The following is a 12,448-nucleotide window of genomic DNA, read 5'->3' as shown; positions in this document are numbered from 1 at the left end:
TTCAACGCGGTTCCGGTGGCGCTTTGACTGACAGGAAAACGCATGTCTCTACCGCAACTCTCACTTGCAGCCGCACGTAACCTGCATCTTGCCGCCCAGGGGCTGTTGAAAAAGCCCCGCCGTCGCGCGCAGCCAGCCGATATCCTCTCTACCGTGCAACGCATGTCGTTGCTGCAAATCGACACCATTAACATCGTGGCGCGTAGCCCGTATCTCGTCCTGTTTAGCCGCCTGGGAAACTATCCACCACAATGGCTGGATGATGCGCTGCGTCAGGGCGAACTGATGGAGTACTGGGCGCATGAAGCCTGTTTTCTCCCGCGCAGCGATTTTGCGCTGGTGCGTCACCGAATGCTCGCCCCGGACAAAATGGGCTGGAAATACCGTCAGGAGTGGATGGTGGAACACGCGGCTGAAATAGAGCAGCTGATTGCCCATATTCAGGAAAACGGTCCGGTACGCTCCGCGGATTTTGAGCACCCGCGAAAAGGCGCAAGCGGATGGTGGGAGTGGAAACCGCACAAGCGCCATCTGGAAGGGCTGTTTACGTCCGGCAAAGTGATGGTGGTTGAGCGCCGCAACTTTCAGCGCGTCTATGACCTTACGCACCGCGTTATGCCGCACTGGGACGATACGCGCGATCTGCTGTCTCAGGACGCAGCCGAAGCCGTTATGCTCGAGAACAGCGCCCGCAGCCTGGGCATATTTCGACCACAGTGGCTGGCGGACTATTATCGCCTGCGTCAGCCGCAGCTCAAACCGCTGCTGGAAACGTGGCAGCGCCAACAGCGCGTCTTGCCGGTCTCGGTAGCGTCGCTAGGTGATATGTGGCTGCATGCGGATTTGTTCCCGCTGCTGCCTCAGGCGCTTGAGGGAAAGCTACAGGCAACGCACAGCACCGTGCTGTCGCCGTTCGATCCGGTTGTCTGGGACAGAAAGCGGGCCGGGCAGCTGTTTAATTTTAATTACCGTCTGGAATGCTACACCCCGGCACCAAAGCGTCAGTACGGTTATTTTGTTTTGCCGCTGCTGCATAAAGGCCAGCTGGTCGGGCGCATGGACGCTAAAATGCACCGTAAAACCGGCATGCTTGAAATTATCGCCCTCTGGCTTGAAGAGGGCATAAAGGTGACGGCTGGCCTGGAAAAAGGATTAACGACCGCGCTCAGTGACTTTGCGCGCTGGCAGGGGGCGCACAACATTGTACTGGGCCGCGTGCCTGCGGGGCTGTTTACGGCCTGTCGAGGTGGCTGGGAAACAGACACTCCCTGAAAAGGGAATGTGATAAGCTTTAGGGATTACCCATACGGAGGAACTATGGATCACCGTTTACTTGAAATTATTGCCTGCCCGGTGTGCAACGGCAAACTGTACTACAGCCAGGATAAACAAGAGCTGATTTGCAAACTGGACAGCCTGGCGTTCCCGCTGCGTGACGGTATTCCGGTCCTGCTGGAAAACGAAGCCCGTTCGCTGGTGGCAGAAGAGAGCAAACCATGAGTTTTGTTGTCATTATCCCTGCGCGTTATGCTTCAACGCGCCTGCCGGGTAAACCGCTGGTGGATATCAACGGTAAGCCGATGATTGTGCACGTCCTTGAACGGGCGCGCGAATCGGGTGCTGGTCGCGTTATTGTCGCTACCGATCACCCGGACGTTGCGCGTGCGGTTGAGGCCGCAGGTGGGGAAGTATGCATGACCCGTGCCGACCATCAGTCAGGCACCGAGCGCCTGGCGGAAGTCGTCGAAAAATGCGGTTTCAGCGACGAGACGGTGATTGTAAACGTGCAGGGCGATGAGCCGATGATTCCGGCGGCAATTATCCGTCAGGTGGCCGACAATCTGGCCCAGCGTCAGGTCGGCATGGCGACACTTGCGGTGCCGATTCACCACGCAGAAGAGGCGTTCAATCCGAATGCGGTGAAGGTTGTCATGGATGCCGAGGGCTACGCGCTCTATTTCTCCCGCGCTACCATTCCGTGGGATCGCGATCGTTTCGCGCAGTCGAAAGAGACGATCGGCGAAACCTTCCTGCGCCATATCGGTATTTACGGATACCGCGCCGGCTTTATTCGCCGCTATGTCGCCTGGGCGCCAAGCCCGCTGGAGCATATCGAAATGCTCGAACAGCTTCGCGTGCTGTGGTACGGCGAGAAAATTCACGTTGCGGTAGCCCAGGAAGTCCCTGGCACCGGCGTGGATACCCCTGAAGATCTTGAGCGCGTACGCGTCGAAATGCGTTAATTCGCAGCCATCCCCTCGTTCTGAGGGGATGTTCTTCTCCCTTTTCTTTTTCATTATTGATCTCGACCGGGTGACATCCGGGTTTCGCACGCTCATTATAAAAGCAGTAGTCTTAATGGGGGTAATCTCATATGGAACAACTGCGTGCTGAACTGAGCCATCTCCTTGGCGAAAAGCTAAGCCGGGTGGAGTGCGTAAATGAAAAGGCTGATACCGCGCTCTGGGCGTTGTATGACAGTCAGGGAAACCCCATGCCGCTGATGGCCAGAAGTTTTAGCTCGCCGGGCGTCGCCAGACAGCTGGCCTGGAAAACGTCGATGCTGGCGCGGGAAGGAACAGTCCGTATGCCAACGGTTTACGGCGTAATGACCCATGAGGAGCATCCCGGCCCGGATGTTCTGCTGATTGAGCGCTTACACGGGGTTTCTGTAGAAGCCCCGACGCGGACGCCGGCGCGCTGGGAGCAGCTCAAGGACCAGATTGTCGAAGCCCTGCTTGGCTGGCACCGGCACGACAGCCGCGGTCTGGTTGGCGCGGTAGACAGCACCCAGGAAAACCTCTGGCCGCTGTGGTATCGCCAGCGCGTTGAAGTGCTATGGGGCACGCTCAACCAGTTCAACAACACCGGTTTGACGATGCAGGACAAACGCATCCTGTTCCGCACCCGGGAATGTCTGCCCGCGCTGTTTGAGGGTTTTAACGACAACTGTGTGCTGGTGCATGGCAACTTCACGCTGCGCAGCATGCTAAAAGACTCGCGCAGCGATCAGCTTCTGGCGATGGTCGGACCGGGGATAATGCTCTGGGCGCCGCGCGAGTACGAGCTGTTCAGGCTGAGCGAGGGCGGGGCGGCGGAAGAGTTGCTCTGGCATTATCTTCAGCGCGCCCCCGTTGCGGAAGCCTTTCTCTGGCGGCGCTGGCTCTATCTGCTCTGGGATGAGGTGGCGCAGCTGGTCAACACCGGGCGCTTTAATCGCGCCAGTTTCGATCTTGCCGCAACGTCACTCTTGCCCTGGCTTGCCTGACGAACCCTTGAGCCACTGCCACAGGCGGCCAAGCGTCTCGTAGCCGACGCGGTCGCTGTGCATAAGCCAGACCGGGGACGGGATTATCCGTTCCCACGGGTTGAGCGGGGCGTCAATGGCCAGCTGGTTTGCCGGAGCAGGAAGCGGATGCAGACCCTGCTTCTCAAAGAAAATCATTGCGCGTGGCAGGTGTGAAGCAGAGGTCACCAGCAGGAACGGTACGTCACCGATAGCCTGTTTCACCGCCGCCGCCTCTTCTTCGGTATCTTTTGGGCTATCCAGCGTGATGATGGCGGAACGCGGTACGCCAAGCGATTCAGCCACTCTTGCCCCTGCTTCAGCGGTGCTGACCGGGTTGGTTTTTGCCGCAGCGCCCGTGAAGATCATCTTCGATCCCGGGTTGGCAAGCCACAGGCGGATCCCCTCGTTCAGGCGCGGCAGGCTGTTATTGATCAGGTTTGAGCTGGGGGCCCAGTCAGGGTCCCAGGTATACCCGCCGCCCAGCACCACGATATAGTCCACCTTCTGGTTTCCCTGCCACGTCGGGTAGGTGTTCTCTATCGGGCGTAATAAACCGTCAGCGACCGGTTGCAGGCTGAGCAACAGCAGCGCCAGCCAGCCCGCGGTGACGAGAGATTTACCGCTTTTCTGAAAGCGGCTAAACCATATCAATCCCAGCCCCAGGGCGATGACGAGCAGCAGCAGGGGAAGGGGAAGCATCATGCCTCCGATATATTTTTTTAGGGTAAAAAGCATCCTTTTTGGTTCCTTTTTTAACCATACAGCAGGTGATTGCCCGTGATATTACACCAGAGTGGTTCATTCTCCGCGCGGGTGTGACAAAATAGCGGTTTTGCAGTGAGTGGAACCCTCCCAATGCGGGATCGCAATTTTGATGACATCGCGGAAAAGTTTTCGCGCAACATTTATGGCACCACCAAAGGTCAGCTTCGTCAGACGATCCTCTGGCAGGATCTGGACAAGCTGCTGGCGGAATTCGGTGACCGACGGTTGCGCGTGCTTGATGCCGGCGGTGGGGAAGGTCAGACTGCAATTCTGATGGCGCAGCGGGGGCATCACGTCACGCTGTGCGATCTCTCTGCCGAGATGGTTGCGCGCGCCGAGCGAGCGGCAGAAGAGAAAGGTGTGAGCGACAACATGCATTTTATACATTGCGCCGCTCAGGACATTCCGCAGCATTTGGAAACGCAGGTTGATCTGATATTGTTTCATGCTGTGCTCGAATGGGTCGCCGAACCGCAGGCGATGTTAAAAACGCTGTGGTCGATGTTGCGCCCGGGCGGTGCGTTATCGCTGATGTTCTACAACGCCAACGGCCTGCTGATGCGAAACGTGCTGGTGGGCAATTTTGGCTACGTACAGCAGGGCATGTATAAAAAGAAACGACGCACGCTGTCACCGGATTTCCCCCGTGAACCGCAGCAGGTCTATGGCTGGCTGGAGGAGATCGGCTGGGAAATTACCGGCAAAACCGGCGTGAGGGTGTTTCATGATTATCTGCGTGATAAACAAAAACAGGACGACTGTTTAGACGCCTTAACAGAAATAGAGACGCGGTACTGCCGCCAGGAGCCTTACCTGAGCCTTGGTCGCTATATCCACGTCACCGCGCGCAAGCCGCAGATGCAAGGATAATCTATGAGTGAATTTTCCCAGACAGTCCCCGAACTGGTTGCCTGGGCCAGGAAAAACGATTTCTCCATCTCGCTGCCGGTAGACAGACTCTCTTTCCTGCTGGCGGTTGCGACGCTGAACGGCGAACGCCTGGATGGCGAAATGAGTGAAGGCGAACTGGTGGACGCGTTCCGCCACGTCAGTGATGCGTTTGAGCAAACCAGCGAAACCATTAGCGTGCGTGCCAATAACGCAATCAATGATATGGTGCGTCAACGTCTGCTGAACCGCTTTACCAGCGAGCAGGCGGAAGGAAACGCCATCTATCGTCTGACGCCACTGGGCATTGGCATTACCGATTACTACATCCGCCAGCGCGAATTTTCCACGCTGCGTCTCTCCATGCAGCTCTCCATTGTTGCAGGCGAGCTGAAGCGTGCCGCCGACGCGGCCGATGAAAACGGTGACGAGTTCCACTGGCACCGCAACGTTTACGCGCCGCTGAAATACTCGGTCGCTGAGATTTTCGACAGTATCGATCTGACTCAGCGTCTGATGGACGAACAGCAGCAGCAGGTGAAAGACGATATTGCCCAGCTGCTGAATAAAGACTGGCGCGCGGCCATTTCCAGCTGTGAACTCTTACTGTCAGAAACGTCCGGTACGCTGCGTGAGTTGCAGGATACGCTGGAGGCGGCGGGTGACAAGCTACAGGCCAACCTGCTGCGCATCCAGGACGCGACGCTGGCGCACGACGATCTGCATTTTATCGACCGTCTGGTGTTCGATCTGCAAAGCAAGCTTGACCGCATTATCAGCTGGGGCCAGCAGTCGATCGACCTGTGGATCGGGTACGATCGCCACGTGCATAAATTTATCCGTACCGCTATCGATATGGATAAGAACCGCGTCTTTGCTCAGCGTCTGCGCCAGTCGGTACAGACCTACTTTGACGCGCCGTGGGCGCTGACCTACGCCAACGCCGATCGTCTGCTGGATATGCGCGACGAAGAGATGGCGCTGCGCGATGAAGAGGTCACCGGTGAACTGCCGCCGGATCTGGAATACGAGGAATTTAACGAAATTCGCGAGCAGCTTGCGGCGATGATCGAAGAACAGCTCGCTGTCTACAAAACCAGACAAGCGCCGCTGGATCTTGGCCTCGTGGTGCGCGACTATCTGGCGCAGTATCCGCGAGCGCGCCACTTCGATGTAGCCCGCATTGTTGTAGACCAGGCGGTGCGCCTGGGCATCGCACAAGCCGATTTCACCGGACTGCCGCCGAAGTGGCAGCCGATTAACGATTACGGAGCCAAGGTACAGGCGCATGTCATTGACAAATATTGAAAACGTGATGCCAGTTAAGCTGGCACAGGCGCTGGCAAATCCGTTGTTTCCGGCGCTGGACAGCCAGCTGCGTGCCGGTCGTCACATTGGCCTTGACGAGCTGGATAATCACGCCTTTTTGATGGACTTCCAGGAGTATCTGGAAGAGTTCTACGCTCGCTATAACGTTGAGCTGATCCGCGCGCCGGAAGGGTTTTTCTACCTGCGCCCGCGCTCTACCACGCTTATTCCGCGCTCGGTGCTTTCCGAACTGGATATGATGGTCGGCAAAATTCTCTGCTACCTCTACCTCAGCCCGGAACGTCTGGCGAATGAAGGGATCTTCACCCAGCAGGAGCTTTACGATGAGCTGCTGTCGCTGGCGGATGAAAGCAAGCTCCTGAAGCTGGTAAACAACCGTTCGACGGGGTCCGATCTGGACCGTCAGAAATTACAGGAAAAAGTACGTTCCTCCCTCAACCGCCTGCGCCGTCTGGGGATGGTGTGGTTCATGGGCCACGACAGCAGCAAATTCCGCATAACCGAATCGGTCTTCCGCTTTGGCGCCGACGTGCGCGCGGGTGACGATGCGCGTGAAGCGCAGCTGCGCATGATCCGTGACGGTGAAGCGATGCCGGTGGAAAACCATTTGCAGCTCAATGACGAGCATGAAGAGAATCAGCCGGATAGCGGGGAGGAAGAGTAATGATTGAACGCGGTAAATTTCGCTCACTAACGCTGATCAACTGGAACGGCTTCTTTGCCCGAACCTTCGATCTGGATGAGCTGGTGACAACGCTCTCCGGCGGTAACGGGGCGGGTAAATCCACCACCATGGCGGCCTTCGTCACGGCGCTGATCCCTGACCTGACCCTGCTGCACTTCCGTAATACCACCGAAGCCGGCGCAACGAGCGGCTCTCGTGATAAAGGTCTGCACGGTAAGCTAAAAGCGGGCGTCTGTTATTCCGTGCTGGACGTGATCAACTCCCGTCATCAGCGCGTGGTTGTGGGCGTACGTCTGCAACAGGTTGCCGGCCGCGACCGTAAGGTGGATATCAAGCCGTTTGCGATCCAGGGGCTGCCAACCTCCGTGCAGCCGACCGCGCTGCTGACGGAAACCCTGAATGAACGCCAGGCGCGCGTCCTGACGCTTCAGGAGCTGAAGGACAAGCTGGAAGCCATCGAAGGCGTACAGTTTAAGCAGTTTAACTCCATCACCGACTACCACTCCCTGATGTTCGATCTCGGCGTGGTTGCCCGTCGACTGCGCAGCGCGTCAGATCGTAGTAAATACTACCGTCTGATTGAAGCCTCCCTGTACGGCGGTATCTCCAGCGCCATTACCCGCTCCCTGCGCGACTACCTGCTGCCGGAAAACAGCGGCGTGCGTAAGGCCTTCCAGGATATGGAAGCTGCGCTGCGTGAAAACCGCATGACGCTGGAAGCAATTCGCGTTACGCAGTCTGACCGCGACCTGTTTAAGCACCTGATCAGCGAAGCCACCAACTACGTGGCGGCGGATTACATGCGTCACGCCAACGAGCGCCGCATTCATCTCGATCAGGCGCTGGAGTACCGCCGCGAGCTGTTTACCTCCCGTAAACAGCTGGTGGCCGAGCAGTATAAGCATGTCGAAATGGCGCGCGAGCTGGGCGAGCACAACGGTGCAGAAGGGGATCTGGAAGCCGATTACCAGGCCGCCAGCGATCATCTGAACCTGGTGCAGACCGCGCTGCGTCAGCAGGAAAAAATCGAGCGCTATGAAGCCGATCTTGACGAGCTGCAAATTCGTCTTGAAGAACAAAATGAAGTGGTGGCCGAAGCCGCCGATTTGCAGGAAGAGAACGAAGCCCGCGCTGAAGCCGCCGAGCTGGAAGTGGATGAGCTGAAAAGCCAGCTCGCGGATTACCAACAGGCGCTGGACGTGCAGCAGACGCGTGCGATCCAGTACAACCAGGCGCTACAGGCGTTGCAGCGCGCCAAAGAGCTGTGCCACCTGCCGGACCTGACCCCGGAAAGCGCTGATGAATGGCTGGATACCTTCCAGGCCAAAGAGCAGGAAGCCACCGAAAAACTGCTTTCTCTCGATCAGAAAATGAGCGTGGCGCAAACCGCGCACAGCCAGTTTGAGCAGGCGTACCAGCTGGTGGTGGCGATTAACGGTCCGCTCGCGCGTAACGAAGCGTGGGACGTTGCCCGCGAACTGCTGCGCGATGGCGTCAATCAGCGCCATCTGGCCGAGCAGGTGCAGCCGCTGCGCATGCGCCTCAACGAGCTGGAACAGCGTCTGCGCGAACAGCAGGAAGCCGAGCGTCTGCTGGCGGAGTTCTGCAAACGCCAGGGTAAACGTTACGATTTTGACGAGCTTGAGGCCCTGCATCAGGAGCTGGAAGCGCGTATTGCGGCCCTGTCCGATACCGTATCAAATGCCAGCGAACAGCGTATGACGCTGCGTCAGGAGCTGGAACAGCTTCAGTCCCGTTCGAAGACGCTCTTGCAGCGTGCGCCGATCTGGCTGGCGGCACAAAGCAGCCTGAACCAGCTCAGCGAGCAGTGTGGCCAGGAGTTTGCGTCCAGCCAGGACGTCACCGAATACATGCAACAGCTGCTGGAGCGCGAGCGCGAAGCGATTGTTGAGCGTGACGAAGTGGGCGCGCGCAAGCGTGACGTCGATGAAGAGATCGAGCGTTTAAGCCAGCCAGGTGGCTCTGAAGATCCGCGCCTGAATGCCTTAGCCGAGCGCTTCGGCGGCGTGCTGCTGTCTGAGATTTATGACGACGTTGGCCTGGACGATGCGCCGTACTTCTCCGCGCTTTACGGTCCGTCCCGTAACGCGATTGTGGTGCCGGACCTGTCGCTGATTTCTGACCAGCTTGCAGGGCTGGAAGACTGCCCGGAAGATCTCTACCTCATCGAAGGGGATCCGCAGTCGTTTGATGACAGCGTATTCAGCGTCGACGAGCTGGAAAAAGCGGTTGTGGTGAAAATCGCCGATCGCCAGTGGCGCTACTCGCGCTTCCCGGAACTGCCGCTGTTTGGCCGCGCCGCGCGTGAAAGCCGCATTGAAAGCCTGCACGCCGAGCGCGAAACGCTTTCCGAACGGTTTGCGACCCTCTCGTTTGACGTGCAGAAAACCCAGCGTCTGCATCAGGCGTTCAGCCGCTTTATCGGCAGCCATCTGGGCGTGGCCTTTGAGCCCGATCCGGAAGCCGAAATTCGCAAGCTCAACACCCGCCGCGGTGAGCTGGAGCGTGCGCTGGCCAGCCATGAAAATGACAACCAGCAGAGCCGCGTCCAGTTCGAGCAGGCGAAAGAGGGCGTTGCGGCGCTTAACCGCATCCTGCCGCGCCTTAACCTGCTGGCGGACGATACGCTCGCCGACCGCGTGGATGAAATTCAGGAACGACTGGACGAGGCGCAGGAAGCCGCGCGCTTTGTGCAGCAGCACGGCAATCAGCTGGCGAAGCTGGAGCCGATGGTTTCCGTTCTCCAGAGCGACCCGGAACAGTTTGAGCAGTTAAAAGAGGATTACGCCTGGTCACAGCAGGTGCAGCGCGAAGCGCGTCAGCAGGCCTTTGCCCTGACGGAAGTGGTGCAACGTCGCGCGCACTTCGGCTACTCCGATTCAGCAGAAATGCTGAGCGGGAACAGCGATCTTAATGAAAAGCTGCGCCAGCGCCTTGAGCAGGCGGAAGCGGAACGTACCCGCGCGCGCGAAGCGATGCGTACTCACGCCGCACAGCTGAGCCAGTACAGCCAGGTGATGGCGTCGTTGAAAAGCTCCTTCGACACCAAGAAAGAGCTGTTAAACGACCTGCATAAAGAGTTACAGGACATTGGCGTGCGCGCCGACAGCGGTGCAGAAGAGCGGGCACGTATTCGCCGCGATGAGCTGCATGCGCAGCTCAGCAACAACCGTGCGCGTCGTAATCAGCTGGAAAAAGCGCTGACCTTCTGTGAAGCGGAGATGGACAACCTGACGCGTCGCCTGCGCAAGCTGGAACGTGACTATCACGAGATGCGCGAGCAGGTTGTGACCGCGAAGGCGGGCTGGTGCGCGGTCATGCGCATGGTGAAAGACAATAACGTGGAGCGTCGTCTGCATCGCCGCGAGCTGGCGTATCTGTCGGCCGATGAACTGCGTTCTATGTCGGATAAGGCGCTGGGCGCGCTGCGTCTGGCGGTGGCGGATAACGAACACCTGCGCGACGTGCTGCGCATGTCCGAAGATCCGAAGCGTCCTGAGCGCAAAATCCAGTTCTTCGTGGCGGTGTATCAGCACTTACGCGAGCGTATTCGTCAGGACATCATCCGTACCGACGATCCGGTTGAAGCGATCGAACAGATGGAGATCGAGCTGGGCCGTCTGACGGAAGAGCTGACCTCCCGCGAGCAGAAGCTGGCAATCAGTTCCCGCAGCGTGGCGAATATTATTCGTAAAACCATTCAGCGCGAGCAGAACCGTATCCGTCAGCTGAACCAGGGCCTGCAAAGCGTGTCGTTTGGCCAGGTCAACAGCGTGCGTCTGAACGTGAACGTGCGCGAGGCGCACTCCACGCTGCTGGACGTGCTGTCTGAACAGCACGAGCAGCATCAGGATCTGTTCAACAGCAACCGCCTGACCTTCTCCGAAGCGCTGGCGAAGCTGTATCAGCGTCTGAATCCGCAGATTGACATGGGCCAGCGTACGCCGCAAACCATCGGCGAGGAGCTGCTGGACTACCGCAACTACCTGGAAATGGAGGTTGAGGTTAACCGTGGCTCTGACGGCTGGCTGCGCGCGGAATCCGGCGCGCTCTCCACCGGTGAAGCCATCGGTACCGGTATGTCGATTCTGGTGATGGTGGTGCAGAGCTGGGAAGATGAAGCGCGTCGTCTGCGCGGCAAAGACATCTCCCCATGCCGCCTGCTGTTCCTTGATGAAGCGGCGCGTCTCGATGCCCGCTCTATCGCCACGCTGTTTGAGCTTTGCGATCGTCTTGATATGCAGCTCATTATCGCGGCGCCGGAAAACATCAGTCCGGAAAAAGGGACGACTTATAAGCTGGTGCGTAAGGTGTTTCAGAACACCGAGCACGTGCACGTTGTTGGCCTGCGCGGCTTCGCACCGCAGCCGCCGGAATCCTTACCCGGCACGGCTGACGCCTCGTAAGGCGGCTCAGACAAAAGGCGGCGCGTATGCGCCGCTTTTTTTATTCACTTAACTTGTGTTCAGGGCTGCGTTATCTTTAAACTTCTTTACATAAGGTAAGGCAACAGCGTGTATGCCTTTCTATACTGAAGGAAAGCTCCAGAATAATGGGCATGTCGTGAAAAACAGGGGGCAAGGGATGTTGCTTAAGAAGAATCGTGGTCATCAGCTGTCTGCGCTGAGTTTATGCCTGACGGTGATGTTTGCTCCACTGTTTAGCGCTCAGGCCGATGAGCCTGAAATTGTACCGACTGACAGCTCCGCGACGATGGGCGCGCAGCCGACGTCGCTGTCACAACCGCTGGATCAGTCTCCGGCGACGGCCATTATGGCCGGCATCAAACCGCTGCCGGAAGGCATCGACACGGAATCATTACGCCAGCAGCTGATGACCGGGCTGCCCTCGGGCTATACCCCCGCTTATATTAATCAGCTTACGCTGCTTTACGCCGCGCGCGACATGAAGCCGATGTGGGAAAATCGCGATGCGGTCCGTGCCTTCCAGCAGCAGCTGGCTGAAGTGGCGATTGCAGGTTTTCAGCCACAGTTCACCACCTGGGTTGAGCTTCTGACCGACCCTGCCGTGACCGGACAGGCGCGTGACGTGGTGCTGTCTGATGCCATGATGGGCTACTTACAGTTTGTGGCGGGCATTTCGGTGAACGGCAACCGCTGGCTATACAGCAGTAAACCGTACAAGCTGGCGACGCCTGCGCTGTCCGTCATCAATCAGTGGCAACTGTCGCTTGATAACGGTGAACTGCCGCGCTTTATCGCAAGCCTTGCGCCTGCCCATCCGCAATATGCCACGATGCATCAGTCGCTCCTTGAGCTGGTTGCGGATTCCCGCCCGTGGCCTCAGCTGCGTGGAACAGCAACGCTTCGTCCGGGGCAGTGGAGCAGCGATGTGCCTGCCATCCGCGAAATCATGAAACGGTCCGGCATGCTTGACGGCGTCCCTAAAATTGCCCTGCCAGGCGACGAGACGCAAAACGCGGTCGTCAGCCCGTCGGCGCCGGTAAAAGA

General features: G+C 58.1%; 10 protein-coding genes. 9 read left to right on the top strand and 1 reads right to left on the bottom strand.

Translation table 11 applies throughout. The features are described from left to right. Nucleotides 1-42 precede the first annotated feature (42 nt). The 4 genes from IM267_RS01495 (at nucleotide 43) to IM267_RS01480 (ending at nucleotide 3,268) form a co-directional block, all read left to right on the top strand. A complete protein-coding gene (locus IM267_RS01495; protein ID WP_193032542.1) occupies nucleotides 43-1,272 on the top strand; it encodes a winged helix-turn-helix domain-containing protein in 1,230 nt (409 codons plus the stop codon). 45 nt (nucleotides 1,273-1,317) lie between these two features. Then, nucleotides 1,318-1,500, top strand: a complete 183-nt coding sequence (gene ycaR, locus IM267_RS01490; protein WP_006174474.1) for a protein YcaR — start codon at nucleotides 1,318-1,320, stop codon at nucleotides 1,498-1,500. Next, nucleotides 1,497-2,243: a 3-deoxy-manno-octulosonate cytidylyltransferase gene (kdsB, locus tag IM267_RS01485; RefSeq protein ID WP_063449160.1), complete on the top strand. Its 747-nt coding sequence runs from the start codon at nucleotides 1,497-1,499 to the stop codon at nucleotides 2,241-2,243. Before ycaR ends, kdsB begins: the two co-directional genes overlap by 4 nt. Nucleotides 2,244-2,374: 131 nt before the next feature. Then, entirely contained in the window at nucleotides 2,375-3,268 is an 894-nt protein-coding gene (locus IM267_RS01480) for a YcbJ family phosphotransferase (protein ID WP_193032541.1), read from the top strand. On the opposite strand, the gene elyC is transcribed toward IM267_RS01480, so the two are convergent. Beyond that, on the bottom strand, nucleotides 3,245-4,024 hold the full coding sequence (gene elyC, locus IM267_RS01475) for an envelope biogenesis factor ElyC (protein ID WP_131638119.1): 780 nt from the start codon (nucleotides 4,022-4,024) through the stop codon (nucleotides 3,245-3,247). The genes IM267_RS01480 and elyC overlap by 24 nt on opposite strands. A 120-nt stretch (nucleotides 4,025-4,144) precedes the next feature. Here elyC and cmoM point away from each other — a divergent pair, with 120 nt between their 5' ends. The 5 genes from cmoM to ldtD all read left to right on the top strand — a co-directional run. Then, nucleotides 4,145-4,924, top strand: a complete 780-nt coding sequence (gene cmoM, locus IM267_RS01470; protein ID WP_063866283.1) for a tRNA uridine 5-oxyacetic acid(34) methyltransferase CmoM — start codon at nucleotides 4,145-4,147, stop codon at nucleotides 4,922-4,924. A 3-nt stretch (nucleotides 4,925-4,927) separates the two neighbouring features. Beyond that, nucleotides 4,928-6,250, top strand: coding sequence for a chromosome partition protein MukF (mukF, locus tag IM267_RS01465; protein ID WP_041910621.1), 1,323 nt, complete (start codon nucleotides 4,928-4,930; stop codon nucleotides 6,248-6,250). Beyond that, on the top strand, nucleotides 6,231-6,935 hold the full coding sequence (gene mukE / locus IM267_RS01460) for a chromosome partition protein MukE (protein ID WP_049132609.1): 705 nt from the start codon (nucleotides 6,231-6,233) through the stop codon (nucleotides 6,933-6,935). Before mukF ends, mukE begins: the two co-directional genes overlap by 20 nt. Next, nucleotides 6,935-11,383: a chromosome partition protein MukB gene (gene mukB / locus IM267_RS01455; RefSeq protein ID WP_063866284.1), complete on the top strand. Its 4,449-nt coding sequence runs from the start codon at nucleotides 6,935-6,937 to the stop codon at nucleotides 11,381-11,383. The genes mukE and mukB overlap by 1 nt, the downstream gene beginning before the upstream one ends. 178 nt (nucleotides 11,384-11,561) lie before the next feature. After that, nucleotides 11,562-12,448, top strand: an 887-nt coding sequence (gene ldtD, locus IM267_RS21145; protein ID WP_370551718.1) for a L,D-transpeptidase, incomplete at its 3' end; no start/stop codon positions are given.

The organism is Enterobacter cloacae complex sp. P15RS (assembly GCF_014895905.1).
In the GTDB taxonomy this organism is placed as follows: Bacteria; Pseudomonadota; Gammaproteobacteria; order Enterobacterales; family Enterobacteriaceae; genus Enterobacter; species Enterobacter quasihormaechei.
This window is presented reverse-complemented; position numbering and strand designations above follow the sequence as displayed.